General features: G+C 67.1%; 24 protein-coding genes. 6 read left to right on the top strand and 18 right to left on the bottom strand.

Annotation, left to right across the window (positions count from 1 at the left end; translation table 11 throughout):
• Positions 1-98: 98 nt before the first annotated feature.
• From ACFDS3_RS07340 to ACFDS3_RS07330, 3 genes are all read right to left on the bottom strand, one after another.
• Positions 99-863 (bottom strand): 3'(2'),5'-bisphosphate nucleotidase CysQ, encoded by a 765-nt coding sequence (locus ACFDS3_RS07340; protein ID WP_375261699.1) that lies wholly within the window; start codon positions 861-863, stop codon positions 99-101.
• Positions 850-2196, bottom strand: a complete 1347-nt coding sequence (locus ACFDS3_RS07335; RefSeq protein ID WP_375261698.1) for a TldD/PmbA family protein — start codon at positions 2194-2196, stop codon at positions 850-852. Before ACFDS3_RS07335 ends, ACFDS3_RS07340 begins: the two co-directional genes overlap by 14 nt.
• Positions 2197-2263: 67 nt before the next feature.
• Positions 2264-3610 (bottom strand): DUF2125 domain-containing protein, encoded by a 1347-nt coding sequence (locus ACFDS3_RS07330; RefSeq protein ID WP_375261697.1) that lies wholly within the window; start codon positions 3608-3610, stop codon positions 2264-2266.
• Positions 3611-3739: 129 nt separating this feature from the next.
• On the opposite strand from ACFDS3_RS07330, the gene ACFDS3_RS07325 reads away from it, so the two are divergent.
• The gene (locus tag ACFDS3_RS07325) at positions 3740-4501 is read left to right on the top strand and encodes an SDR family oxidoreductase (protein WP_375261696.1); all 762 of its coding nucleotides are present in this window, start codon (positions 3740-3742) and stop codon (positions 4499-4501) included.
• 25 nt (positions 4502-4526) lie between these two features.
• Positions 4527-5135 carry an enoyl-CoA hydratase/isomerase family protein gene (locus ACFDS3_RS07320; protein WP_375261695.1) on the top strand — a complete coding sequence of 203 codons (609 nt, stop codon included), beginning with the start codon at positions 4527-4529 and terminating at the stop codon, positions 5133-5135.
• A gap of 470 nt (positions 5136-5605) precedes the next feature.
• Here ACFDS3_RS07320 and ACFDS3_RS07315 read toward each other — a convergent pair whose 3' ends face one another.
• The 14 genes from ACFDS3_RS07315 to ACFDS3_RS07250 form a co-directional block, all read right to left on the bottom strand.
• Positions 5606-5779 (bottom strand): hypothetical protein, encoded by a 174-nt coding sequence (locus ACFDS3_RS07315; protein ID WP_375261694.1) that lies wholly within the window; start codon positions 5777-5779, stop codon positions 5606-5608.
• Positions 5776-7023, bottom strand: coding sequence for a formate dehydrogenase subunit gamma (locus tag ACFDS3_RS07310; protein ID WP_375261693.1), 1248 nt, complete (start codon positions 7021-7023; stop codon positions 5776-5778). Before ACFDS3_RS07310 ends, ACFDS3_RS07315 begins: the two co-directional genes overlap by 4 nt.
• A 4-nt stretch (positions 7024-7027) precedes the next feature.
• On the bottom strand, positions 7028-7621 hold the full coding sequence (gene fdh3B / locus ACFDS3_RS07305) for a formate dehydrogenase FDH3 subunit beta (protein WP_375261692.1): 594 nt from the start codon (positions 7619-7621) through the stop codon (positions 7028-7030).
• A gap of 10 nt (positions 7622-7631) precedes the next feature.
• The gene (locus tag ACFDS3_RS07300; RefSeq protein WP_375261691.1) at positions 7632-10775 is read right to left on the bottom strand and encodes a molybdopterin-dependent oxidoreductase; all 3144 of its coding nucleotides are present in this window, start codon (positions 10773-10775) and stop codon (positions 7632-7634) included.
• Positions 10776-10786: 11 nt separating this feature from the next.
• Positions 10787-10984, bottom strand: a complete 198-nt coding sequence (locus ACFDS3_RS07295) for a twin-arginine translocation signal domain-containing protein (protein ID WP_375261690.1) — start codon at positions 10982-10984, stop codon at positions 10787-10789.
• A gap of 105 nt (positions 10985-11089) precedes the next feature.
• Entirely contained in the window at positions 11090-12175 is a 1086-nt protein-coding gene (locus ACFDS3_RS07290) for a c-type cytochrome (protein WP_375261689.1), read from the bottom strand.
• Positions 12172-12729: a cytochrome c oxidase assembly protein gene (locus ACFDS3_RS07285; protein ID WP_375261688.1), complete on the bottom strand. Its 558-nt coding sequence runs from the start codon at positions 12727-12729 to the stop codon at positions 12172-12174. The genes ACFDS3_RS07290 and ACFDS3_RS07285 overlap by 4 nt, the downstream gene beginning before the upstream one ends.
• Positions 12720-13103 (bottom strand): hypothetical protein, encoded by a 384-nt coding sequence (locus tag ACFDS3_RS07280; protein WP_375261687.1) that lies wholly within the window; start codon positions 13101-13103, stop codon positions 12720-12722. The genes ACFDS3_RS07285 and ACFDS3_RS07280 overlap by 10 nt, the downstream gene beginning before the upstream one ends.
• Before the next feature lies 1 nt (position 13104).
• Complete coding sequence (locus ACFDS3_RS07275) at positions 13105-15705, bottom strand: cbb3-type cytochrome c oxidase subunit I (RefSeq protein ID WP_375261686.1); 2601 nt, start codon at positions 15703-15705, stop codon at positions 13105-13107.
• The gene (locus ACFDS3_RS07270; RefSeq protein ID WP_375261685.1) at positions 15702-16682 is read right to left on the bottom strand and encodes a c-type cytochrome; all 981 of its coding nucleotides are present in this window, start codon (positions 16680-16682) and stop codon (positions 15702-15704) included. Before ACFDS3_RS07270 ends, ACFDS3_RS07275 begins: the two co-directional genes overlap by 4 nt.
• A gap of 93 nt (positions 16683-16775) precedes the next feature.
• Positions 16776-19331 carry an HWE histidine kinase domain-containing protein gene (locus ACFDS3_RS07265; protein ID WP_375261684.1) on the bottom strand — a complete coding sequence of 852 codons (2556 nt, stop codon included), beginning with the start codon at positions 19329-19331 and terminating at the stop codon, positions 16776-16778.
• Complete coding sequence (locus ACFDS3_RS07260) at positions 19324-19878, bottom strand: biliverdin-producing heme oxygenase (protein WP_375261683.1); 555 nt, start codon at positions 19876-19878, stop codon at positions 19324-19326. The genes ACFDS3_RS07265 and ACFDS3_RS07260 overlap by 8 nt, the downstream gene beginning before the upstream one ends.
• A gap of 107 nt (positions 19879-19985) precedes the next feature.
• Positions 19986-20876 carry a TIM barrel protein gene (locus ACFDS3_RS07255; protein WP_375261682.1) on the bottom strand — a complete coding sequence of 297 codons (891 nt, stop codon included), beginning with the start codon at positions 20874-20876 and terminating at the stop codon, positions 19986-19988.
• Positions 20877-21226: 350 nt separating this feature from the next.
• A complete protein-coding gene (locus tag ACFDS3_RS07250; RefSeq protein WP_375261701.1) occupies positions 21227-21853 on the bottom strand; it encodes a response regulator in 627 nt (208 codons plus the stop codon).
• A 297-nt stretch (positions 21854-22150) separates the two neighbouring features.
• Between ACFDS3_RS07250 and ACFDS3_RS07245 the strand changes: the two genes are divergently transcribed.
• Genes ACFDS3_RS07245 through ACFDS3_RS07235 form a run of 3 tightly spaced genes read left to right on the top strand, consistent with a single transcriptional unit; the run spans position 22151 to position 23984 of the window.
• Positions 22151-22549, top strand: a complete 399-nt coding sequence (locus ACFDS3_RS07245) for a ketosteroid isomerase-related protein (protein WP_375261681.1) — start codon at positions 22151-22153, stop codon at positions 22547-22549.
• Positions 22546-23130 carry a GNAT family N-acetyltransferase gene (locus tag ACFDS3_RS07240; RefSeq protein WP_375261680.1) on the top strand — a complete coding sequence of 195 codons (585 nt, stop codon included), beginning with the start codon at positions 22546-22548 and terminating at the stop codon, positions 23128-23130. The genes ACFDS3_RS07245 and ACFDS3_RS07240 overlap by 4 nt, the downstream gene beginning before the upstream one ends.
• On the top strand, positions 23127-23984 hold the full coding sequence (locus ACFDS3_RS07235; protein ID WP_375261679.1) for a nitrilase-related carbon-nitrogen hydrolase: 858 nt from the start codon (positions 23127-23129) through the stop codon (positions 23982-23984). The genes ACFDS3_RS07240 and ACFDS3_RS07235 overlap by 4 nt, the downstream gene beginning before the upstream one ends.
• Before the next feature lie 2 nt (positions 23985-23986).
• Here ACFDS3_RS07235 and ACFDS3_RS07230 read toward each other — a convergent pair whose 3' ends face one another.
• Complete coding sequence (locus tag ACFDS3_RS07230) at positions 23987-25327, bottom strand: lytic murein transglycosylase (RefSeq protein ID WP_375261678.1); 1341 nt, start codon at positions 25325-25327, stop codon at positions 23987-23989.
• A gap of 185 nt (positions 25328-25512) precedes the next feature.
• On the opposite strand from ACFDS3_RS07230, the gene ACFDS3_RS07225 reads away from it, so the two are divergent.
• Positions 25513-26691, top strand: coding sequence for an acetyl-CoA C-acyltransferase family protein (locus tag ACFDS3_RS07225; protein WP_375261677.1), 1179 nt, complete (start codon positions 25513-25515; stop codon positions 26689-26691).
• Positions 26692-26725: the final 34 nt, after the last annotated feature.

Raw genomic sequence — 26725 nt, 5'->3', positions numbered from 1 at the left:
GCCAAGCTGGTCTCCATCGCAGATACCGGCTTGAATCATGGCCGGTGCCCTACGTAAGTCCGCTTTTGTCAACAGGGGCTAGCGTCCGGATAGCCGCGTCAGGCCAGCGCGTCCCGGACCTTCGCGTGCAACGTCGGGTTCGCAGCCACGATCCCGTCGCTCGCCCTTTGCGGAGAGTTGAACGACAGCGCCCGGCCCTGCCGGTCCGTGACGCGTGCCCCGGCAGAGGCGGCGATCAGCGCACCGGCGGCGATGTCCCATTCCCATGCCGGACGCAGCGACAGCATGAGGTCGGTGCGCCCCTGGGCCAGGCAGGCCAGCCGATACGCGACCGACGGGCGGAAGCTGCGCTGGAACTGCGGCAGCCGCCGCCAATGCTCGGTCGCGAAGGAGGCCTTGTTGGCAAGCACACGCGCCCCATCCGGATCGGGGCGCGCCGAAACGCGGACCGGATCGCCATTCAGCCACGCCCCCTCGCGCGTCGCGGTATAGGTCAGCCCGCGCGCCGGAAGGTGGACCACCGCCGCCGTCGGCTCTCCGCCCGAAACCACGGCAAGCGAAATCGCCCACGTTTCCTCGCCCCGCAGGAAGGCGCGGGTCCCGTCGATGGGGTCGAGGATGAAGCATTCCTCCCGCTCCAGCCGGGTCGGGTCCTCGGGGCTTTCCTCGGACAGCCAGCCGTAATCCGGCCGCGCCTGGAGAAGGGCGTCGCGAAGGGCTGTGTCCACTTCGATATCGGCCGCCGAGACGGGCGACGCATCGTCCTTCATCCAGGTCTGGGGTGCGCCCTGCCAATGACGAACCGCGATGTCCCCGGCAGTGCGGGCGGCGTCGATCAGCAGGGGCAGGTCAGTCGCCGGCAAGTGTCATCCCTTCGACCAGCAGCGAAGGCACGCGCCGCGACAGATGATCGCGTGCGTCGTTTGCGGGGATCAGGCGGCGCAGCATGTTCGGCAAGTGGCCGGCGATCGTGATCTCGTTGACCGGATACGCGATCTCTCCGCCCTCGACCCAGAAGCCGGAGGCGCCGCGCGAATAGTCGCCCGTGTTTGGATTGATCGTCGCGCCGATGAAGGACGCGACCAGAAGACCCGTCCCCATCTCGCGCAGCAGGTCATCGCGCGTGCGGTCGCCTTGCGCCAGGGTCACGTTCGTCAGGCCGGGCGACGGCGGCGCCGAGGAGCCGCGCGCGGCGTTGGCGGTGCTTTCCAGCCCCAGCTTGCGCGCTGTCGCAAGGTCCAGCGTCCAGCTGCGCAGGATGCCGTTCTCGACGATGGTGCGGGGGCGGGTCGCCAGCCCCTCGGCGTCGAAGGGGCGCGAGCCGGCCACGCGGGCGCGATGCGGGTCCTCGGTCAGCGACAGCGCGTCGGGAAGGACCGGCATGTCCATCAGGTCGCGCGCCCAGGAGGCGCCGCGGGCGATGGCGCTGCCGTTGATCGCGCTCAGCAGGTGTCCGATCAGCGAGGCCGAGATCCGCTCGTCGAAGACGATGGGATAGCTCCCCGTCTTGGCGCGCCGTGGGCCGGCCATGGCCGCTGCACGCTCGCCCGCGATGCGCCCGATCGCGGCCGGGTCCGGCAGGTCGGCGGCATGGGTGCGGCTGTCGCCGTGGTACTCGCGCTCCATCTTCAGGCCTTCGCCCGAGATGGCGACGCAGGACACCGACGACCCGGTGCGCCGGTAGCCCGCCGAGAAGCCGTTGGTGGCAGCAAGGTGGATGTCGCGCTCGCCCCAGGACGAGCTTGCGCCCTGCGTGCTCGACACGCCCGGCACGCCCAGCGCGGCGGCCTCGGCGGCGCGTGCCATATCCTCGAGCTGTGCGGGCGTCGGCTCTGCCGCGTCATCGGCAAGCTCAAGCCCCGCGGCCGAGGTGTCGGTGGCCAGTTGAGAGGGGTCGGCAAGGCCGGCGCCGGGGTCCTCGGGCGCCTCGCGCGCCATGGCCACGGCGCGTTCCGCCATCTCGGCCATCGTCCGAGGCGTGAGATCCGAGGCAGAGACGCACGCCTGACGCCGGCCCAGAAGGACCCGCAGGCCGATTTCGACGCCCTCGGACCGTTCGGCTTGTTCGAGCGTGCCGCTCCGCACGTCGATGGACAGCGAGGCGTCGCGTACTGCAATCGCGTCGGCGGCCTCGGCCCCCGCCCGTCTCGCGGCATCGAGAAGGGCGGCAGAAAGCTCGGCGAGGCTGTCGGTCATGGGAAGTCCTTGAGGTATTGTGCCCGCCACAGGTAGTATCGCGGCGCCGCACTGCCAAGCCGCCCCATCAGGGCAGCGTCAAGACTCGGTTGCCGTTCAGGTTGACCCCGCCTTGCGGCCCGATACTGACGTCGGTGCGCAGCTCGTCTGGCCCCTCGCCCTCCGTCGTGAAGAAGCCCAGGCCCATCCGCATCCCGACAAGGTTCCCGGTCGAGATCGTGCCAAGCGCGTCGAGCTGGTCCAGAAGTCCCATCGCACCGGTCAGCACGAAGGACAAAGACCCAACCGGCCGTCCGTAGGGCCTGTCGCCGCCGGCCTCCTGGAACAGGATCGCCCCGCTGCCGGTCAACGTGGTCCCAAGCGCCGTGAGCGTCAGCTCGTCCAGCGCAAGCCGCTCGGGCGACAGTTCCGTCGGGCTGCGGCGCAGGATCTGCCCGCTGAGCGCGAGGCGAAGGTCGGCCGGCTCGCGCGGCAGTTCGGCGGCAGGATCGAAAAGCTGCCAGACCTGCTCGGACACCGTCAGGCCGTTTACGTCGAGCTCAAGCTCGGCGGGGCTCGGCTCGTCCGAAACCTCTGCCGGGATCTCGAGCCGCAGCGCGACCGTTTCCGCGGTGGCGCTGGCGTCCGGAAGCGGCACCTCCGGTCCGTCGGCGGCGACCTGCACTTCGGCAAGGCTCTGCTCCAGCGTCGCCACCCCCTCGACCACGCGGACCGAGTCGCGGGTCTCGCCTGACGTGATCGTCACGGTTGGGGCGACATCGTCACGTGGGGTCAAGCTTTGGGTGCTTGAATCTGCCTCGACGGTCAGGGTCAGATCCGGGGTCGAGAGGCCCTGGACCAGGTCGGCTATCGCGTCGAGCGGTCCGTCAAGCTCGACGGACAGGTCGTTGCGCATGGCAGAGAAGGCCGACAACCCCTCGGTCGCCTCGCCCGCGACCGCCAGGCTGGCCGCGGACAGGTCCAGCCGGTCACTCGCCAACGCGCCGGACAGTTCGTCGATCGCAACCGACATCGGTTGCCCCGTCCCCACGATGGGGGCCGCCAGCGTCGGCGCCTCGATGTGGTAGGTTGGCGCATTCGGATCGCCGGAAGCCCAGATTGTCGCTCCGGGCGCCGTGATGGCCGCCGTCAACTCGCCGCTCTCCACCACCCACGTATCGGGCAGCGCGATCCGGGTTCCTTCGCCGTCGGGCGACAACGTCATCTCGCCGATCTCTGCGGACAGCGTCCCGATCCCCACGGTGGCGTCCGCAATCCTGAGCGCATCACCCTCGGCCGGCGCGGCCTCCCCGGTGGCGGTCAGCGCCCCCTCGCCCGACTGCCAATGGGACCAAAGCGCATCGGGCGTGACCTCAGCCTGCACCGGCAGGGCGAAAAACGCGATGGGTGCGGCGAAGCGAAGATCGCGGCGCATGAGGGGTGTCCTTTCGGGAAGCGCTTGCAAAGACAGGCAAACGATGGCCTGACACGGCCCCCTGTCAAGTCTCGCGCTAGACAGTCTATCCTGCGGGCCTAAGCTGTCGCGGGCAAACGGGGGACCGGTATGGGCGATATGGCAGGCAAGGTGGTGCTGATCACGGGGGCGAGCCGCGGTATTGGCGCAGCAGCGGCACGTGCCTTTGCCGAGGCCGGCGCCCATGTCGGGCTGATCGCACGATCAAAGGACGAGATCGCTACGCTCGCCGCGGAATTGGGTTCGAACCGCGCGATAGCGATCACCTGCGATATCGTCCGCTTCTGGGAGATCAGCGCCGCCGTCGATGCCGTGATCGAGGCTTTTGGCCGGCTCGACGTGCTGGTCAACAATGCCGGCGTGATCGATCCGATTGCCCGTGTGGACGAGGCCGACCCCGAGGCTTGGGGGCAACTCATCGACATCAACCTGAAGGGTGCGTTCCACGGCCTGCGCGCCGCCGCGCCGGTGATGACGGCGCAAGGGGCGGGCACGATCATCACGATCTCGTCCGGGGCCGCGACCACGCCTATCGAAGGCTGGTCCGCCTACTGTGCGTCGAAGGCGGGGGCGAAGATGCTGACCGAAGCGGCCGACCTGGAGCTGCGCGGCAAGGGACTGCGCGTCATGGGTCTATCGCCGGGCACAGTTGCGACGGAGATGCAGAAGGTCATCAAGGGCTCGGGCGTGGACAACCGGGTGCGCCGACTGGAGTGGGAGGACCACATTCCCCCCGAATGGCCGGCGCGCGCCCTGGTGTGGATGGCAGGCCCCGCTGGCGATGACCTTTGTGGTCAGGAGGTGTCGCTGCGGGACGAGGGCGTGCGCCGGACGCTCGGGCTGATCCACTGATCCGGGCGCAGACGGGGGTTCGCCGATGAAAGAAGTGCGCATCGAGCACGAGGCCGGCCTCACGCGGATCGTGCTCGACCGGCCGGCGAAGGCCAATGCCCTGACTGCGGATATGCTCGAGGCCGTGCGCGACGCGGTTCGCGCCTCGACGGGGCCGGCGTTGATCCTGACGGGTGCTGGCAAGGTGTTCTCGGCCGGCGCGGATTTCGACGCCGCGCGCGCGGGCCTCGCGACTTCGCCCCTGTGGGAAGAGGTTTCGACGGCGGTCGCGAGTTTTCCGGGCCTGACGCTTGCGGCCCTCAACGGCTCCTGCGCTGGCGGAGCGCTTGGCATGGTGCTCGCTTGCGACTGCCGCGTAACGGTGCCGGGGGCCAAGTTCTTCTATCCGGTGATGAAGCTGGGCTTTCTGCCTCAACCCTCGGACCCGCGCCGCCTGGCCGCACTCGTCGGGCCTGGCCGCGCAAAGATGATGCTGATGTGCGGAGCGAAGGTCGGCGCCGCAGAGGCGTTGAACTGGGGCCTTGCGGACCGCATCGCCGAGGATGCCGAGGCCGCGGCGACCGAACTGGCGGCCGACGCGTTGAGCGCACCCGAGGGGCACGCCGCAGCCATCAAGACGTTGTTCCGACGTTAACCTCCGGTTAGGTTCGTCGCGTTATCCAAGCATCGAAACGTCACGACTGGCGCCTGGACCCTGATCACACCAGATCGATCCGGTGCTTGTTCGGACTTGCGTCGACGATGCCTCGAGCGGGCCTCCCACCACCTCGATCAAATCGGCGGCGCATGGAACCAGTGCCTGAAGCCGGCGCTGGCGCACCACTCGGCTTGGACCGTCTCTTGGTGGGGGCGCGTCTCGTGGCTGCCGAGCGCGATCTGTCGTGGCCTGCGGGCCGCAGGGGTCGTGAGCGAAACGACAGGCGAGATCTTCGGTCGTCAGAATGACACCGAGCGCCGTCCACCAATATGCTTTCCAAGCCAGCGTTCGACTGCCCATGAAACCCGGTCTTGATCCGCGCGCACACACCGAGTCCGGCCCACTCCGACCGCTACCCGCGGGCGGCGGAGACCAAACGCCACCGCCGCCTTACCGCCTGCCCGAGCTTAATCTTGGGCGGCTACCTCGTTTCCCACGGTGGCTTCGACCATATGCTCGTTCAGGTGCAGATTGGCCGCGTCATACCTCTTCTCGGTGGGGATATAGAGCGTCTCCATCCCCGCGAGCATGACGACCGCCAGCACGACGGCGACGGCAATGCCGGATAAGAACGACGTCATTCCGCAGGTCCCCTCTTCGCATCGATCTCCTTCAGCCAGAGATCATGGTGTTCGGCGGCCAGGTTTCGGTCCACGTCGCCGGTCCACATTGCCCAGAACGAGCCCTGCATCCCGACCGAACCGATATAGATATGGCCGAGCATCACGGCGATCATCAGAACCGCCGTGATGGCATGGACGAGCATCACCCATCCCATGCCGTTGATGCTCAACCAGAAGAACGGGAACATGAGGTTGATGCCCGAGAGGATCAGGACGCCCCCGCCCAGCACCACCGTCCAGAAGATCAGCTTCTGACCCGCGTTGAACCTGCGCGCCGAGGGGTGCACCTCGTCCGAAAACAACCCGCCACCCTGCTTCAGCCACTTGAGGTCCAATTTCGACGGCAGGGTATCGCGAATCCACATCACGAACATCACCAGGACGCCAAGGGCGAAGGGCGGGAAGAACATCATGTGCCCCCAGGTCGCCAACCACCCGGTCTGCCCCAGGACGTAGCTGCCGAAGGGAAGGATCAGCGTGTCCCCATAGGCGATGACGATGCCCGTCAGCGCGAGCATCACGAAGCTGCCGCTCGTCATCCAGTGGGTGAACCGCTCAAGGAAGCCGAAGCGCTTGATCTTGCGCCCTGATTTGCCGCTCGAGATAGGAACCCGTCCGCGGATCGCAAGGAACGCGGCAAGCAGAAAGGCGAAGCCGAGGATGGCGAGCGCCCCGAGATGGGTCGCGATATCAGCCATGCCAAGCCGCCAGTCACGCGCGAACGGCCGCTCGAACACCTCGGCCCCGACGTAGGGGAGGGTCGAAATGCCCTCGACATGGTTCGAGCCGCGAGCCATCGCGACGGCGTCTTCGGACGGCGTGGACCAGGCCTGCGTCTGCAGCGCGGACGGAGTGTCGATCTCTTCGGTCCCCAGTTGCACCTCGGGACCGACTTGGAAGGTCCGCGGGTTCTCGGGGCTCGGGCCGAATTCGCCGCGCGGGGCCTGAAGCGTCGTGCGCTCACGGATAAGCTCTTGCGTCCGCACGCCGGATAATCCCGTCTGCACCTCCGAGATCGGGGGCGTGCCCCACCGGACCTCGGGGACGGTTCGCGCGTCGCCGTCGAAGATCTCGAAGATCTGAACGACAAGCAGAAGGGCGAGGATCAGCGCCACGATGGCCCCCGCAATACGGTAGCCGGCGAAGCTCGGGGTGTCCGAGCGTGACGAGCCTTCGGTTCCGCTGGCATGCGTCATCGTCATGATCTCAAGCCTCCTCCGGGTAGTACGCCGTCTCCCAGCCCCACGCGCCCGAGCCGAAGCCGCGTGACAGCACTCGCTCGCGGTAGATCTCACCGATCACCTCGCCGTCGCCGGCCAGAAGCGCGCGGGTCGAGCAGACCTCGGCGCAGATCGGCAGCTTCCCTTCGGCGATCCGGTTCCGGCCGTACTTGCGGAACTCGGCCTCGGACCCGTTCTCTTCGGGGCCACCGGCGCAATAGGTGCACTTGTCCATGATCCCGCGCGACCCGAACAACGTGGCCCGCGGGAACTGCGGCGCGCCGAAGGGGCAGGCGTAGAAGCAGTAGCCGCAGCCGATGCAATTGTCCTTGTTGTGCAGCACCACGCCGATATCGGTCTGATAGAGCGTGCTTGTCGGGCAGACCGCCACGCAAGGCGCGTCAGTGCAGTGCATGCAGCTGATCGCGATGGATTTTTCGCCGGGTGCGCCGTCGTTGATGGTGACGACCCGACGGCGGACCATGCCCCACGGAACCTCGTGCTCGTTCTTGCACGAGGTCGAACAGGCGTTGCATTCGATGCAGCGGTCGGTGTCGCAGAGGAATTTTACGCGTGCCATTGTCTGCTCCTCAGGCCTGCTGAATCCGGCACAGGGTTGCCTTGGTTTCCTGCATCTGGGTGATCACGTCATAGCCGTAGGTCCAGGCCGTGTTCGCGGCCTCGCCGGCGACGACCGGGGCGGTGCCTTCAGGGTAGCGGTCGGTCAGATCCTCGCCCATGAAGAAGCCGGCGAAGTGGAACGGCATGAACACCGTGCCCGGCCCCACGCGTGGCGTCACGAGCGCGGCGACATTCACCCGCCCCTCGGGCGTCTCGACCCACATCTGATCGCCGGTGGAGATTCCTGCGGCGGCCGCGTCGACCGGGTTCAACTCGGCGAACATCTCCTGCTGGAATTCGGCCAGCCACTTGTTCGACCGCGTTTCGTCACCGCCTCCCTCGTACTCGACGAGCCGGCCCGACGTCAGGATCATCGGATACTCGTTCGAGAAGTCCTGCTCCTGGATCGAGGCGTACTTGACCGGCAGACGCCACAGACGGCGATCGGCATAGGTTGCATACTTGGGCAGCAGGTCCCGACGGTTCGTATAGAGCGGCTCGCGGTGGAGCGGCACAGGGTCGGGGAAGTTCCAGACATAGCCGCGGGCCTTGCCGTTGCCATATGGCGCGAGGCCGTGCGCGATCGCGACCCGCTGGATGCCGCCCGACAGGTCGATCTTCCAGTTCACGGCCTCGATCTTGGCGCGGATGCCCTTGGGCTGGCCCTCGGGCACCTCCTCGTTGTTTCTGATGTACTCCTGGATCGCGATGATGGCGTCCCGCGGGTAGGCCGAATACCTCTGGGCGATCTCTTGCGAGGGCTCCTTGGCGCGGCCGCCCTGACCACCCTGCCACGATCCGTCTATATCCGACTCCTCGCCGTTGTCGGCGCTTGCGAGGTCCCGCAGGGTCAAGCTGTCTATGCGCGCCTGCGCGTCCTCTTCGGAGATGTTGAACAGATCCCAGTCGAACGCGTCGGCGCCGACCATGGCGATCATCAGCCGCTCTTTGGCCGTCAGCTCATTCGCGTAGCCCAATGCGTGCAACATCCCGAGCGTCATCTCAGGATAGCCGTCCTCGATATCGGAGCCGACGGTGTAGCTGTCCTCGGCCAGGAGGTTGTTGCCCTCCCACTCGACGCCCCAGCGGGCGCGGAACGGCAACCCGCCCTGCGCCACCGGCTTGTCCACCTGATAAAGGATGGGCGTGCCGGGATGGTTGAACTCGGGCGTGCCCCAGGCGGGCCAGGGGTAGCAGTAGTATTCGCCCTCGACCGGGCTGCCGGGCTTGCCCAGCAGCGTCGTGCCGTCGAACATCTCCTGGTACTGCATGTGGCGCTTCAGCTTCTCGGCGCTCTGCCCCGTATAGCCGATGGTCCAGGTGCCGCGGTTGACCTCGGCCAGGATGCTTTCGGCCTGCGGATTGTTGTCGACGACGTCGATGTGCTTGAACATCTCGTCGGCAAAACCAAGCGCCTTGGCCAGCCGATACGTGATCTCGTAGTCGGTCTTGGACTCGAACAGCGGCTCGAACACCTTGTCGCGCCATTGCACCGACCGGTTGGAGTTCGTGACCGAGCCGTCGCATTCCGCCGTGGTCGCGGCGGGCAGCAGATACACGTTGTCCTGCTTGCTCGTCATGATCGCGACCTGCGTGGGGTGCGGGTCGATCACGCACAGAAGGTCCACCGTATCCAGCGCCTTCATCTGGTCCGGCCCCCGCGCGATCGAGTTCGCCGCGTGGCCCCAGAACATCATGGCGCGCACGGGGTTCGGCTGGTCGAGGCTTTCGGGATTCTCGTTGATCGCATCCATGTAGCGCGACAGGGGCATCCCGGCCGTTTCCATGAGGTCCTTCGAGACGAACTTGTCACGAATGTACTGGTAGTCGGTGTCCCAGACCCGGCACCAGTGCCGCCACGCGCCTTCCTGCAGGCCATAATAGGCGGGCAGGCTGTCCACCGCGACGCCAAGGTCGGTCGCGCCCTGCACGTTGTCGTGACCGCGGAAAATGTTGGCGCCGCCGCCTTCCTTGCCGATGTTGCCGAGGACAAGCTGCAGGATCGAGGCGGCGCGGGTGTTGGACGAGCCGATCGTGTGCTGGGTCAGACCCATGCACCACACCAGCGTACCGGGCCGATTCTCGGCCAGCATGCGGGCAACTTCGCGGGTCTGCTCGGGTGGTATGCCGCAGACATGCTCGACCTCTTCCGGGGTCCACTTCTCGGCCTCTTCGATGACGGCCTCGATGTTCCAGACCCGCTGGTCGAGATACTCCTGATCCTGCCAGCCATTCTGGAAGATCTCGCGCACGAGCCCCCAGATGAAACCGATATCCGAGCCGGGACGGATGCGGACATACTCGTCGGCATGCGCGGCGGTGCGCGTGAAGCGCGGATCGACGACGATCATCTTGGCGCCGTTCTCGCGCCCGTTCAGGACGTGCAGCATCGAGACGGGGTGCGCCTCGGCCGGGTTGCCGCCGATGATGATGATCGACTTGGCGTTGCGGATGTCGTTGAACGTGTTCGTCATCGCGCCGTAGCCGAACGTGTTGGCCACCCCCGCAACGGTGGTCGAGTGACAGATCCGCGCCTGGTGGTCGACGTTGTTCGTGCCCCAGTAGGCGGCGAACTTGCGGAAGAGATATGCCTGCTCGTTCGAGAACTTCGCCGAGCCCAGCCAATAGGCGGAATCGGGGCCGTACTCGTCCCGGATGTCCACGAGCTTTTCGCTGATCTCGCTGATCGCCTGATCCCATGAGATCCGCGTCCATTCGCCGCCTACCCGCTTCATCGGGTATTTCAGGCGGCGCTCACCCAACGAGATTTCGCGCATCGCCGCGCCCTTGGCGCAGTGGGTGCCCTGGTTGATGGGGCTTTCAAAGGCGGGCTCCTGCCCGACCCAGACGCCGTTCTCGACCTCGGCCCACATTGAACACCCGACCGAGCAGAACTGGCAGATGGTCTTCTTGAACTCGGGCAGGACGGATGCCTCCTGGGCAGTCACCTGCGCTTGGGCCGTGCGACGCGTGCCAGACACGGCGGCAAGGCCGAGGCCTGCGACGCCGGAGGCCTGCAAGAATCCGCGGCGGGACAGGCCGGTGTCTGTGGCGGGGGCGATCGTGACGGGGCCACGCGACCGGGTCGTACGGGCGGATTTGCGCTTGAGCATCGTGGCCTCCGTTAGCTGTTGCGGGCCAGCGCGTAATAGGCGCGGGTGTGCGGCGTGTCTTTCAGGACCACGCGGCGGGGATCGTCAGAGGCGGCCTCGGGCGCGGCGGGCGCTGCATCGACATCCTGGCCGATCGCGGTCGCGGCACCGGCAAGCGCGGTGCCCAGAAGCACGTTCCGGCGCGAGAGCTTGGACGTATCGCTGCTCATCGCAGTCCTCCCCTGTGAACAACTTGGATCATTATCTACCGGCTCGATTATGAAGCCTTTTTCCGCAGAGGGAAGCTGCGAAGATCTGCATTTTGTTCACATTTCTCAATTTCTTCCGGCATTTACCTGATTCAATTCCTCGGGATTTCGGGACGCATACCATGCCGAAACGGCCTCGATCTGGGCGTCCGTCAGGCGCGCGGCAGCCTGATGCATGATCTCTGCAACCTCGGATCCGCCGCGTTCGCCGGCGCGCCAAAGCCTCAGCTGTGTCTCGAGATACGGCCGGTATTGCCCGCTGAGCGACGGGTAAGCCGGGTTGATCGGGTCGGGCCACGGACCGTGGCAGGCCGCGCAGGCCGCCACGTCCGAATCCGGCGCCCCCTCCATCGCGATGCGCCGGCCGCGCAGGGCCAGCGACGTCAAGGGCTCCGCATCTCCCACCGGCTCCTGATCGGCAAAGATCGACGCAAGGCGCGGCAGATCGGCAAGGGGCACCTCGGTGGCCGCGTGCTGCATGATGCCGCTGTCCCGCGCGCCGCTGCGAAAGGCCCGCAGGGCGCGGGTCATGTACTCTTCGCTCAGGATGTCGAGCCGCGGGATATGAGGGTTGCCCGAGACGCCGCTTTTCTCGTGACAGGTTGCGCAATAGGCAAAGCCGCGCGGGTCCGCTTTTGGCACGGCAGTCAGCGCGTCGTACTGCTGCCGGTTCAGCCCCCGCTGCACGCGGGTCAGGAAAGCGACGGTGGACCAGACCTCTTCGGGGCGGTCGGCGGCCCAGTGCGGCATCCCCGACATCTTCACGCCTTCGTAGACGATCCAGTGCAGCTCGTTCGGCTCCCAGTCTCCGACAGCTTCGGTGATGTGAGGCGGCATCGGCTTCATCGCGCGCATGGTGGCGGTGCGCTCGTAGCCGGGGGCCGAGTGGCAGACCCGGCAAGCAGCGTCGAAATGCTTGGCCCCCAGGCTCGCCAGGGCGTCGGTCAGCTCGGGCGTCAGGGCTTCGGGTCGGGCTCGAAGGCTGACGGATTGCAGGAACGTCGTGTGCAGGACCCACGGCACCCCCGGCAGGTGCCCGGCGCGCGCCGACACGTTGTAGAGCCCCAGCCCCACGACGGCGCTCGCCCCGATCAGGCCGAGGACAGCGAGCGCTGCCAGCGTCAGGACGACGGAGCGCAGGTCGATTTTCATGAGGCGGCCTCTTCGGCAGTCAATGCGCGGGCGGTAAGCCACAGGCCGGCCACCAGATAGACGATCGTGCCGATCCCCAGCATGATCATGCCGCCGATCTGCTGCTGGCCCGGTCCGCAATAGGCGTAGAGCGCCTTGGGCGACAGGATCAGGAGCGCGCCGAGAAGCGTCATGTGCATCGACGTCAGCAGCATTCCCCCTGCCCCGGCCAAAGGCTCGGCCGTGCGGAGGGCCGAGGCCCAGATCATGACTCCGACGGCGAGAAAGCTGACCTGTTCCAGAACGAAGATCGCGGGACGGAAGTAGGCGGCCTCGTGCAGCGCCGGAGCGTGCCAGCCCCAGACGGCCGCGAACTCGATCACCGCGGCAACAAGCACCGGCGGCGCCGGGAAAGGCGGCAGCCCCAGCACCAGCAGCGGCGGGACGACCGCGACCAGAGCCATGTGGCGGATCATGTGCGCCGGAAACGGCCCCACCCACGGGTCGAGCGGCAGGACGTAGAGTGCGAGCAGCACGACGACCGCGAGGATCAGCGCCGCGCCCCTCACAGGCATGTCCCCGCAAACCAGGCGGGCATCGTGTTGAAGATGACCGCCACGAAGGACAGGCAGGCGAGCATGAAGCCGGCATGGCCGAGGAACTCGCGCCGGTGCTCGTCGGTGCTTTCCGAATGGACGTAGTCGTAGTCGTCCAGATAGTCCCACTGGGTCCACATCTTCAGGCCCAGGATCACGATCACGACCTCGGCCGCCGCCGTGTAGCCGGTGACGATGAGGGTCAGCGTGTCCGGATCGCCCAGCCCCTTGGCGCACCAGATCGCGGCGGTGCAATAGGCTAGCAGGAAGTGGATCGCCCAGATCGAGGGCGCCAGGATCATCCGGAAGAGGTTCCGGTGTGCGGGCAGGTCCGGCTTTTCGTGTTCGGCCATATCAGAGCATCCCCGGCAGCACGCCGATCGTGAAGCTCGCGACCAGCGCCGTCACAAGGAGGAAGTGCCAGAACAGCACCGTGTTCCAGACGGGCGCATCGTAGGTCGGCTGGATCTTCCCGAAGATCGTCCCGGCGAGGCAGTAGAACTGCATGATGACGCCCGGGACCGTGTGCACCGCCGTCCAGACCGCGATGGCGTACAGGATCGCCGGATAGACATGCGCCGTCGGGTCGAGATGCAGCACCGACCAGACTAGCGCCACCGCGCCCAGCGCCCCGGCCAAGGCGCCCCCGGCCAGCAGGACCTGCGCCAGGCCGACCCGCCCGTCCCGGTTCACCGGCCGGGCGGCGCGGGTCGCGCCCCAGGCCGCGCCGTAGAGAACAGCCGACGCCAGAACCAGCGCACCGTTGGCGTGATCGGCGAGCGGTGGCGGGAATTGGTCCGAGGCCGTCCAGTAGAAGAACATCCCGAAGATCAGCGAGGCGAAGGCCGTCATGTCGCCCAGCATCGTGATGAAGACGCCCCACCAGCCCGGCGCGGATGGTCCCGAGACGTAGGTGGGCAGCCGCAGCCCCATGCCCACGTCCTTCATCGGATGCTCGGGGATCAGCGCGGTCGAGGTCCAGAGCCAGTAGATCACGCAGGCGACCGCCAGCGCGGCGCAGATCCCGGCGAGGATATACATGTGGAACACCGGCAGGATGAATGCGCCTCCGGTGAAGGCGGCGGCCCACATCGTGCACCAGGCGGGTCCAGTCACCCGCGCCACGAGTTGCGGCTGCGCGTCGACGGCCGAGGTCACGATCGTCTCGCGCAGCCCCTCCTGCGCATCGGGCAGATAATAACCGCCCGCATCCATGCGCTCGACGATGCCGGGTTGATCCCAGAGCGGGTTGCGCGAAGTCACGTAGGGGATCGACCGGACGCCCCAGAACTTGTCGGGAATGTCGTGGGTCCACATCAGGTCGCCGGCGTTCCAGGGGTTGCGCTCTTTCATCTCGCCCCCCTTGGGACGCACTAGGTCCCACGCGAAGACCAGGATGCCCGAAGCGATGACGAAGGCACCGATGGTCGAAATCATGTTGAGATCGTCCCATCCGACGCCGGCAGGATAGGTGTAGACGCGGCGCGGCATCCCCATCAGGCCCGTCAGGTGCATCGGCAGGAAGGTAAGGTTGAAGCCCGTGAAGGTCAGCCAGAAGCTGATCCGGCCTAGCCTTTCGGACATGCGCTGTTTGCGGATGAACGGGTAGAAGAAGTAGATGCCCCCGATCAGCGGAAAGACCATGCCGCCGAATAGCGTGTAGTGCAGGTGCGCCACGACGAAGTAGCTGTCATGCACCTGCCAGTCGAACGGCGCGATCGCCACCATCACGCCGGTCAGGCCGCCGACCGTGAAGATCGCCAGCGCGCCCGCGATCCACAGCATCGGCAGGATCATCTTGACCCGCCCCGCCAGCAACGTCGCCACGAAGGCGAAAAGCTGGATGCCCGTCGGGATCACCACCGCCTCGGACGCGGCCGAGAAGAACCCAAGCGAGATCGTCGGCAGCCCCGTCGTGAACATGTGGTGGACCCACAGCCCGAAGGACAGGAATCCTGTCCCCACCGCCGACAGGACGATCCAGTTGTATCCCACCATGGGGCGCTGCGCGGCGGCTGGCACGACCATGGCCGCGATCGCAATCGAGGGCAGGAAGACGATGTAGACCTCCGGATGGCCGAAGATCCAGAAGAGGTGCTGCCACAGAAGCGGGTCTCCGCCGCGCTCGGGATCGAAGAACGGCCAGTCGAAGCTGCGCTGAAGCTCGAACAGGTAGTCCCCTGCGATCAACGGCGGGAAGGCGAAGAGGATCATCGCGCCGACCACCAGAACGTACCATGCGTAGAGCGGCATCAGGTTGATGCGCATGCCCGGCGGGCGGCACTTGATGGTGCCCACGATGAGCTCGACCGCGGCGGCGATGGATGCCACCTCGATGAAGGACAGGCCCAGAAGCCAGACGTCGGGGCCGATCCCTTCGTCGATGGTGGACAGGGGCGGATACATGAACCACCCCGCGGCGGGGGCCGCTCCGAACAGAAGCGAACCCATGACGAAGATGCCGCCGATCAGGAACGCCCAGAAGCCATAGGCCGACAGACGCGGGAACGGCATGTCGCGCGCGCCCAGGAACGCGGGCAGCAGCAGGATCGAGATCGCCTCGAACATCGGAACGGCGAAGAGGAACATCATCGCCGAGCCGTGCATCGTGAAGAACTGGTTGAAGCGGTCTGCGGAGATCAGGTCGTTGTCAGGCACAGCCAGTTGCAGGCGCATCACCAACGCAAGGCCACCTGCGATCAGCATGAAGCCGAAGGCCGACAGCGCGTACCACAGGCCGACTTCGGAGTTGTTGACCGCCGACCAGTAGCGCCAGCCCTGCGGGGCGTACCACGCCTTGTAGAGACGCTCTTCCGAGGCGCGCGACTCCTCGGGGTCGATGGGCGCGTTCAGCATCTCTTCGGTCGGCGGGTAGATACCCTCAGCCACGCGGACCTCGTGCTTTTCAAGGTCGCGGCGCGCGCTGGAGTCGCCGATGCGGGGGGCGTCCGTCATTCGAGACTCTCCAGGTAGGCGGCCATCGCGGCGATCTCTTCAAGCGGAAGGTGGTCGAAGGCGGGCATCTTGGCACCGGGCTTGATCGCCTCGGGATGCGAGATCCAGGCGATCAGGTCCTCCCGCGTGACATCCAGCGCCCCGGCAGCAAGGTTGCCCCGGCTGGCGAGGTGGGTCAGGTCCGGCCCCACCCGACCGCGCGCGGGCGTGCCGCGGATGGCGTGGCAGCCTCCGCAGCCCTGCGACAGGAACAGGTCGAGGCCCCGCGCCTGAAGCTCCGTCTCGGGCACTGCCGCGGGCTTGGCCTCGGCCTCGGCCCAGGCGGCGAAGTCGTCGGGCGTCATGGTCCGGGCGGTGAACGCCATCCAGGCGTGGCTTTCGCCGCAGAACTCGGCGCATTGACCGCGGAACTCTCCCGGCTCGGTGGGCATCAGGCTCATGCGGGTCACGCGGCCGGGAAACATGTCGGTCTTGCCCGCGATCGAGGGCAGCCAGAATGAATGGATCACGTCGTCGGCCTTCAACGTGATCTCGGACCGGATGCCCACCGGCAGCACGATCTCGTTTGCGGAATGGATCGGCTCGGATGCGCCCTCGGGCCAGTAGGCGACGCGGAACCACCACTGCTCGCCCGTCACCTCGACACGCAGACCCTCGCCCGGAGCACGCTGCTCCGGCATGATCGACAGCCCGAAGGTCAGAAGCGCGAACAGGACGACGGTGGGAAAGATGACCCCGCCGCAAAAGATCAGGAGGCGCGCGGACTTTGCCGAGACGGGTCGGGGCTTGGTGCGCCAAGCGTAGAAGATCAGCCCGTTCATGGCGAACCACAGAATCACCGCTCCGGCAAGCATGATCCAGAACAGGCCCGCCAAGGTGGACGCGTCGGCCCCGCCCGGATCGAGCGCCGATTGCGGGCCCTGGCACCCCGCCAGGGCAACGGCAAGCAAAGCTGAGAGAACAGGCGGGCGTCTCACGCTTTTGCGGCTCCGGCGGCAAGTTCCTCGGGAAGTGTCACGTGCCGCCTCTCGTCCTGTCTTTGCCTGCTGATGATAGTCGCCGATCCGGCATCATCCAGCCAGCTTGCGCAGCGCGGCGGAAAAATCGGCCTGGGTGTAGGGCTTCTTGACGACCGGCGCGTCGGGGAAGGTGTCGAGTATGCCACCCGCGCCGCCATACCCGGTCGCCAGGACGAAAGGCACTCCTTTGGAAGCCAGCGTCTCGGCCACGGCCACGCTTGTTTCGGTGCCGAGGTTCACGTCGAGCACGGCAAGCGCGATGTCCCTCTCCGCGATCTGACGCTGCGCGTCGGCCACCCCGGACGCGATGTGCACCGACGACGCCCCGAGGTCTTCGAGCATGTCGGACACGTCGAGCGCGATGATCATGTTGTCCTCGAGCACCAGCGCCGCACCAGAGATCGTAACGTCTGTGGCCGGGGCCTCGGACTGGTCGACCTCCGACACGGTTCCTGCCCGCGGGCGAACGAGGTGCCCCGGCACGGTGAAGCGTGCGGTCAGGCCTGTCATTCTGTAGCTGACCTCGGCCGTGCCGCGCAGGTCGTAGGGGATCGAGCGCTGGATGATCGTGGTGCCGAACCCCTCGCGCGTCGGCGCCTGCACGGGGGGTCCGCCGCTTTCGACCCAGTCGATCACCAGCGTCCCGTCGCGCTCCAGCCGGGTCGTGACAGTGACATATCCCGAGCTGTCGGACAGGGCGCCGTACTTGGCCGAGTTGGTCATCAGCTCATGCGTCACGAGCGCCATCGTGGTGAAGGCGTTAGGCGACATCTCGACCTCGTCGCCCGTCATGCGCAGGCGGTCGAACTGGTTGGCAAGATAGGCGCGCGCTTCGGTCAGGACCAGCTCCCGCAGGGGGGACCAGCCCCACTCGCGCTCGGTCAGCTGATCGTGGGCGCGCGACAGCGCGGTGATCCGCGTGTCGAGGACGCGGGTGTATTCATCGACCGACACGGTCCCGCCCCGGCTTTGACTTACGAGGCCGCGGATCAGGTTCAGGATGTTGCGGACCCGGTGGTTCAGTTCCGCAATCAACAGCTCCTGGCGTTCAGAGGCCTGCTTGCGGGCCGCCTCCGCCTCGTCGGTGAGCTTGAGGATCACCTCGATCAGCGTGACGCGCAGGCTTTCTGCTGTCCGGTGCTCGGCCTCGGTCCAGCGAACCGAGCGTCCGCTGACCGTCTGGCGCCAGGTCTCGAAGCTCTTGCGCGGGGTCAGGCGCACGTCGTTCGGCCCGGTCTCGACCGGCTTTTCGGGATTGCCCGCCCACTCGACCGTCTGTGTCACTGCGCGGCGGAACAGCACGATGTAGTCGCGCGGCGTGCGCGACACCGGCAGCGCCATCACTCCGGCGGCGCGGTTGGCGAAGCTGTCGGCACCCGGATAGTCCGCCGCGATGTTGTCGTTGACGTAGGTGGTCAACGGGGCCTCGGCGCCAAGGAACCGGGCGAGACCGTAGAACTCTTCTTCCTCTGGGACGCTGCCCTGGGCAATATACTGGCCTCCCGTGTAGAGGACGATGCCGTCGTGGGGAATCGTCTCGGCAATGCCGTCTGCCAGCGTCTCGAACCCGGCGGCGAGCCCTTCCCCGTTCGAGACCTGGCTCATCAGCATGCCATGCAGCCGGCGGGCGCGTTCGGCGTCCTCCAGCTCCTTGTCGGTCTCGTATTGCGCCAGCTCGTACGAGAACAGCTGGGCGAACAGCTCGAGCGACGAGCGACGCTCGAAATCGATGTAGCGGGGCGTCCGATGGTGGCAGGCGATCAACCCCCAGAGCTTGCCCTTGCGCAGGATCGAGATCGACAGCGACGCGGCCACGTCCATGTTGCGCAGGTATTCCAGGTGGATGGGCGACACCGCGCGCGTGCTCGACAGGGACAGGTCCAGCGGCTTGCCATCCGGCGACAGCGCCGGCTCGATCTCGTGCGTGGGGGCGTCTACGTCGGGAATGATCCGGATGAGGTTGCGGGTGTAAAGCTCGCGGGCCTGTCGGGGGATGTCCGAGGCGGGGAATCGGATCCCATGATACGAGGTCACGTCGCCGGACAAAGCCTCGGCGACAACCTCGCCCGAGTGGTCGTGGTCGAAGCGGTAGATCATCACCCGGTCGAACCCGGTCAGCATCTGGACCGCGCGCGCAGCCTCGTCCGTCGCCTCGCCAAGGGTGTCGCGCTTGCGCAGCCGCGCGATCAGCGCCTGCACCGTCGCCGCGTCGTCGCGATCCGCATCACCGGTGGTGGGCTCGAACTCGATCACGTAGGTCCGGCCGGACAGGTGCGCCGAGATGTCGAAAGCGCGCCCATCGCCGACGGGGTCCGCCCGGAACAGCCGCGCCGCCCCCTCACCCATGGACAGGACCTGAATGCGGGTCCGCAGCCGGTGCAGGAAATCGGGCGACAGATGCTCGGAAAGCCGCGTGCCAATCATGGCGGCCGGGTCAAGCCCCAACACCGCGCCGACATTGGTCGAGCCGTGGCACACCACCCAGTCCATCGTGACGGCGATGAGACAGCCGTAGTCCTGGACACGGCCCACGATGTGGATCGGCTCACGGTCGCAATTGGTCAGGTCCACGGCGTCTGTCGGCGCGGGCTGATCGAGATCAGGCAAGTTGGTGTCCTTTCTCTCCCGGCGCACGAGCGAGGGCAGTCTGGAAGATGTCGAAGATGCGCCGGGCGTCGGACACGACGCGGTCGGAGGCAGCGCCGCTTGCCGGCCGCGCCTCGAGCGCGTCGCAGGTCGCGCGCCAGGCGGACGGGTCGATGGGTGCGTCGAAATAGGCGTCTGCCGCCTGAACCTGAGGATCTGTGGACTCCTGCCATCTGCGCCGGAGCACCTTGGTCCCGAGGCGCGAACCCTGAAGCACATACTCCACTGCATCGCGGTCAAGCGGCACCCCAGCATCGGGTATCGACCCCGTCGCCACACCCAAACTGGCGAGGTCATGGCCCGCCCTGTCGGCCAGGTCGCGCAGCTCGGCACGCGGCGCGACCGCGTCGATAGCACGGAATGCGGCGTGGTGGGTCTGCATGAAGCGCGCAAACCCGGAACGGGTCGAGACGTCGGCGGTCGATATCGCTTCATCCAGGCGCGCATGTTGCGCGGCCGTGTCCGCCCGCAGGCGGGACCTGAGCGTCAAAACCGTCTCACTCGTCATACGGCCGTCCCTAAACCGAAATCAAAAGCGCAACGTGGCGCCGAAAGTTCCCTTCCGGCGCCACAAATCTGTTAGCGAGGTGCAGGCGCTATGGCCAGCCAGTTCCCTCAGGCTGCCTGCTGGGAGCGCCCGGCAAGGCTCGCGACGGTGCGATAGGCCAGCCGCTGGGCTTCCGCAATGTTTGCGCGCTCGGGATCGAGGCCCGCCGTGACCGTCAGCCAGCCCTCGTAGTTCGAGGCCGTCAGCAGGTTCACTACGGTGCGGAAATCGACCGACCCATCCTTGTCGCCGGGCAGCGTGAAGATGCCGTTGCGCACAGCCTCTTTCCAGGTCTGGTCGCTCATCCGCGCCTTGGTCAGCGGGCGGACGCGCACGTCTCCAAGGTGGACATGGCGCACGCGCGGCAAGTGGCGCGTCAGGACCTGCGTCGGTTCGCCGCCGCCCACATAGACCTGCGCGGTGTCGAACAGCAGGAAAAGATTGGGCCCGGTCTCCATCATCAGCTTGTCCACTTCCTCGGGGGTGTGGACGACGGTGCCGGCATAGGGCTGGTAGACCGCCGTGATGCCCTGATCGGCGAGCGCCGTGGCCAGCTGCTCGAGCTTCAGCCCGAAGCTGTCCCAATCCTCGGCGGAGAGGGTCGGGCGTTTCGACATGGGCACGTCCGACGAGAAGATCGCGTTCGACACCTCGCGCAAGATCAGTGTCGTACAGCCCACGAGCTTCATGCGCTCGACAACATCCTTCAGCGCCTCGCGCTCTTCCTCGACCGACAGCTGCAGGAGGTTCGTCCCATGATACGCCGCCGCCAGCGCGAGCTTGTCACCCAAAGCATCCTTGAGCGCGGCCGCGTCCTGGGGCAGTGCGCGTCCGTCCTCGACGCCCTCGTAGCCGAACTCGGCCACTTCGGTCAGCAGCGATTCGGCCGAAACCCGCGCGTCGAGCTGCGTATCGTCTTCGTTCATCCAGATGGCAGGGGTGGTGGCGATGCGTAGCATGAAGTCTCCTTTGTATGGCGGCGCAAAAGACGGCGAAGGCCCGAAGTGAACGGGCACGGTGCCGACTGCGCGCATGCTGGCGGCCGGTCCGCGCGAGCCAGAGCAGATCTGGTGCGCCGGAAGGGCCGGATGTGACCGCGCAGTCTCCTGCGCGAATGGCAGAAAGGTCGCCGGCCGCGCCCTGTGGACGCGCCAGTACGGAGACCATTCGCCGAACGATACTGGGTTCTATGTGGGGCAACAGGCCCGAGTGGTCAACCAGCGGGACTCGGGGGCCCTTCCCCTCGTTGCCAGGCATGGAACGGTGATTTTAGCCTAACCCACTGTTATTTATGCACCATTCTGCCGGGTCAGAACAGCCCCTGCTGCTTTGCGATCATCGCCGCCTGGGTCCGGTTCGCGGCGCCGATCTTGCGGTAGAGCGTCTTGACATGGAGCTTCACCGTCGGCTCGCGGATATCGAGATCGCGGGCGATCTCCTTGTTCGACAGGCCTTTGCAAAGCCGCTCGAGCACCTCGAGTTCGCGCGGCGACAGCTGCGCGGCCAGCGGGTGAGTGGCGACGGGATCGCTGGGCAAGAAGGCGTCCGCCTCGTATTCGGCACCTTGGGCCAGCGCCCGGATGGCTCTGACCAGCGCCGAGGGAGTCATGGTCTTGGGAAAGAAACCGCTCGCCCCGGCCGCGCGCGCCTGATGGGCCACGTCCGGTGTGGCCGTGCCCGAAATGATCGCGATCCGCGCCTCAGGTGCATGCTCTCGCAGCTCGCGAAGTCCGGCGAGGCCCTGCATTCCGGGCATGTTGTAATCCAGCAGGATCACCGAGAAGGACGCGCCGCCCCGCACCAGGTCAATCGTCGATGGCAGGTCGCTCGTCGTCTCGACCTCAAAGTCGCTCTCGGTCGACAGATATACGCGCAGCATCTCCCGCAGGAGGTCATGGTCGTCCGCGACGAGGATCTGCACTGGCGCGGAAGTCACGGTCAAACCTTGGTTTTTCCTCTTCGCAGGGTTGCGTCGGGCGACTCGGGGGTCGGTTGGCCTGCGGTTGGTACGGTACTTCCAAGAGGATCGCACCGTTCCCTTTGGACAGGTTGCCGAGCCACCGGCAGGACCGCGATACTTAGGCCGGTGCGACGTGCGAACGACGGACCGGTCGGGGCTAGGAGCATTCTTGCCGATGCCCCGCCGCCCCGCGAAGTCGGTGGCGCCATCGGTGCCGAAGACCTACCTCGGATGTTAATCGATACCACGCACCAGACGGAGACCTGCACCGCCATGACCGAAGCCGACCTGATCCAGCGATACTTCGCCGCCTTCAATGCCGGCGATGCCGATGGCATGGCCGCCCTGGTGGCCGACGACGTGCAGCATTATCCGAACCAGGGCGAGCTTCGCACCGGCAAGGACGCCTTCCGCGCCTTCCTGGCCGAGATGGACCGGGCCTACCGCGAAGAGGCGCGCGACCTCGCGATCTTCACCGGCCCCACCGGGCGCGTCGCCGCCGAGTTCGTGATCCACGGCACCTACCTTGAGGCGCAATCGGGCCTGCCCGAGGCGAACGGGCAGGTCTATGTCCTGCCCGTGGGGTCGTTTTTCGAAGTCGCCGGGGACCGGATCACCCGGGTCACAACCTACTACAATCTCGACGATTGGCTGCGTCAGGTAGGCGGATGAGCCTTACCTTCGAGACGCTGACCGACGCGCAGGTGGGCGATGCGCTGGACGACCTCGCCCGGCTCAGGGTCGAGGTGTTCCGCGCCTGGCCCTACCTCTACGACGGCGATCCCGCGAACGAGGCCGCCTATTTGCGCAGCTACGAGAATGCCGAAGGCGCGATCCTCGTGGCCGCCAGGGACGGCGCCCGGGTCGTCGGCTGCGCCACGGGAATGCCCCTTGAACGGCACGAGGACGCCAGCGACGTGCCGCTTGGCGATCTGGGGCTGAGAAAGGAGCAGGTCTTCTACTGCGCCGAGTCGGTGCTGTTGCCCGCCTATCGCGGCCAGGGCGCGGGCCATGCGTTCTTCGACCGGCGCGAGGCGCATGCGCGCGATCTGGGGTTCGGCGTCTCGATGTTCTGCGGAATCGAGCGGCCCGAGGACCACCCGCTGAAGCCTGCCGACGCCCGCCCCCTCGCCCCGTTCTGGGAAAAGCGCGGCTATCGTGCACGGGACGCGCACGTCACTATGACCTGGCGTGACATCGACGAGGACACGCCGAGCGAGAAGCGCCTGCGCGTCTGGACCAAGCCGCTGTGAGGGTCGCGTCCGCCACCTGGCCGCTGGAGCGGCACGCCGACTGGCAGAGCTATGCCGCCAAGCTCGACGCGTGGTTCACCTCGGCCGAGGCCGATCTGCTGGTCTTTCCCGAATACGCGGGGATGGAGAGCTGCCTGACCACGCCCCCCGGCCGCGACACGCCACAGGACTGGGTCGATCACGCCACGCGCACGGCCGACGAGGTACTGTCCCTGCATGCCGACCTGGCACGGCGGCACGGCCGGCACGTCCTGATGGGCAGCCTGCCGGTCGCGGCCGAGGCAGGCATTGTGAACCGCGCCTATCTGATCGCGCCCTCCGGCAAAGTTGTGTGGCAGGACAAGCAGATCCCGACCCCATACGAGCGCGCGCACACCACGCTGAGCCCCGGCGACCCGCTGCGCGTCTTCGACACCGCGCTCGGCCGGATCGGGGTGCTGGTCTGCCACGACAGCGAGTTTCCCCTGCTGGCGCGCGCGCAGCCCTGCGATGTCCTGCTGATCCCCGCCTGCACCGACGCCATGCGGGGCGCGACGCGGGTGCGGGCCGCAGCACGGGCGCGGGCACTCGAAGGGGCCTGCGTCACCGTGCTCAGCCAGACGAGCGGCGACGTGGACAACTGCTGTTTCCTCGACACCAACCGCTCCGGTGCCGGGATCTTCGCCCCGCCCGATCGCGGCTTTCCCGACGACGGCGTCCTTGCGCAGTTGCCGCCCGATACGCCCGGCTGGGCGCGGGCCGAGGTCGACATGGACGCTCTTGGGCTGCTGAAGGACGGCCGCGGCGAGGTCGCAATTCCGCTCGACTGGGCGCAGTCGGAAGGGTCTTTGGCAACAGTCACGCCGCTGGCGTGACCCTAGCCCTCGCGCAGCGCTTCCAGCACCCGAAGCGAGGCGAAGCCGTCCGGCACCATGCCACTGGCGCGCTGGTAGGCACGCACCGCAGCCACGGTCAGCGGACCGATACGCCCATCGACACCGGCGGTATCGAACCCCGCCTCGGTCAGGCGGCGCTGCAGTTCTTCGCGTTCGACGCTGCTGAGCGCACGGTCGCCGCGCGGCCATTCGCCCTCGATCGGCTCGCCGCCGGCGATCCGGTCCGCGAGATGCCCCACGGCGATCACGTAGGCATCGGCCGCGTTGTAGCGCTCGATCACCTGGAAATTCGGGAAGGTCATGAATGCCGGCCCTTGGGACCCGGCGGGCACCATGATCGACGCTTCGGCGTGATCGGGAATGGCCGAGCCATCCGCCGCCGTCACGCCAAGCGCGGACCACTCGGACGGCAATCGCTTGATGTCCCGCTTCGCAAGGCTGAAGTCAAAGCCCTGAGGCAGCGCGACCTCAACACCCCACGGCTGATCCAGAACCCAGCCATGCCGCGCGAGGTAGGCGGCGGTCGAGGCCAGCGCGTCCGCTGGATTCTCGCCCCAGATGTCGCGCTTGCCGTCGCCCGTGAAATCGACCGCATGGACCAGATAGGTCGTCGGGATGAACTGGGTGTGCCCCATCGCCCCCGCCCACGAGCCTGTCAGCGTCTCGCGCCCGGTGTCGCCGGAATCGAGGATCTTCAGTGCGGCGACCAGCTGCGCCTCGAAAAAGCTGCCGCGGCGGCCGTCGAAGGCCAGCGTCGCCAGCGCCTCGATCAGGTTGGTGCTGCCCCGGTGCGTGCCGTAGTTGCTCTCGAGCCCCCAGATCGCCGCCACGACCTCCTTGTCGACGCCGTATTGCGATTCGACCGCTTCGAGCACGCGACCGTATTTCCCAAGCGCGGCACGGCCGCTTTCGACCCGCGTGTCGGACACGGCGGTGTCGAGGTAGTCCCACAGGGTCGAGGTGAACTCGGACTGGTTGCGGTCGCGCGCGATCACCGCGGTGTCGTAAGTCAGCCCCTCAAGGGCCGCATCGGCGGTGGCGCGGCTGACGCCCTGCACCAGGGCGCGTCCCCGGAAGCGGGACAGCCACGTCTCGAACGCATCCTGGCGGGGCGAAACGGTGGGCAGGTTCTCGGGCCGCGCGCGCGGGACGAGCGTGATGGTCGCCAGGTTCGCGGGCGCGACCTCGGCCTTCGACGACGCCACGGTCTCGGAGACCGAAGTGCCGGCGGCGTCCTCGCGCGGGACGGGACGGGGCGTAGCCTCTTGCGCGGCGGCGGGCCAGGCCAGAGCGACGGCGATGATACAGGCGATACGCGGCATGCGGGACCTCCCTCGGATGTCGGGTATGCCGTCACCTATAGCCTCATTGCGTGCAGAAAAGAAGCAATCCGTGGCCAAGTTCACGGATCGTTGCCAACAGCGTGAGACGGGCGGTCACGCAGCGTCCCCCTTTTCCGCCACACATGGTGGCGCTAGGCCGGCTGCAGACACCGAGGGAGGCTCCCATGCTTGACGATATCGTGATCCTGGCCGGCGCACGCACCGCGATCGGCACCTTTGGCGGCGCCCTGGCCGGCACGCCGCCGATCGACCTTGCCACGACCGTCTCGAAGGCGGCGCTGGACCGCGCGGGCGTCGAGGGCGGGCAGATCGGCCATGTCGTCTTCGGCCATGTCATCAATACCGAGCCGCGGGACATGTACCTCGCCCGCGTTGCCGCGATGCAGGCCGGCGTCCCCGAAACGGTCCCGGCGATGAACGTGAACCGCCTCTGCGGCTCGGGCGCGCAGGCGATCGTCAGCGTGGTACAGTCGCTGGCCATGGGCGATGCGGATTTCGCCCTGACCGGCGGGGCCGAGTGCATGAGCCGCTCGCCCTACATCCTTCCTGCGGCCCGCTGGGGCCAGAAGATGGGCGACGTCGAAACCCGCGACATGATGCTGGGTGCGCTGAACTGCCCCTTCGGCACCGGCCACATGGGCGTCACGGCCGAGAACGTCGCGTCCGAGCATACGGTCACGCGCGAGGATCAGGATGCTTTCGCCCTGACCTCGCAGCAGCGCGCCGCGCAGGCCATTGCCGAGGATCGCTTCGCCGAGCAGATCGTCCCGGTGGAGATCCAAGTCAAGCGCGACACCGTCGCCTTCGCCAAGGACGAGCATCCCAAGGATACCTCGACTGAAAAGTTGGCCAGCTTGCGCCCGGTGTTCCAGAAGGACGGCACCGTCACCGCGGGCAATGCAAGCGGCATCAACGACGGGGCAGCCGCGCTGGTTCTGGCCCGTGGCGCCGCGGCCGAAAAGGCCGGCCTGACGCCGGCGTTCCGGGTGCTCGGGTACGGCCATTCCGGCGTCCGCCCCCGGGTCATGGGACTCGGTCCCATTCCCGCCGTGCGGAACCTGTGCGAGCGCACCGGCCTGACCCCGGGCGATTTCGACGTGATCGAATCGAACGAAGCGTTCGCCGCGCAAGCCATCGCGGTGAACCGAGAGCTGGGGCTCGACGCGGACCGCGTGAACCCGAACGGCGGCGCCATCGCGCTTGGCCATCCGGTGGGCGCCACGGGGGCCATCCTAACCGTCAAGGCGATGTACGAACTGCAGCGCACCGGCGGCAAGCGGGCGCTGATCACCATGTGCATCGGCGGCGGACAGGGGATCGCGTTGGCGATCGAGCGGATCTGAGCCGCCGTTAGCTCATCGTTAACCCGCTAGGCCA

The organism is Palleronia sp., assembly GCF_042089775.1.
In the GTDB taxonomy this organism is placed as follows: Bacteria; Pseudomonadota; Alphaproteobacteria; order Rhodobacterales; family Rhodobacteraceae; genus Palleronia.
This window is presented reverse-complemented; position numbering and strand designations above follow the sequence as displayed.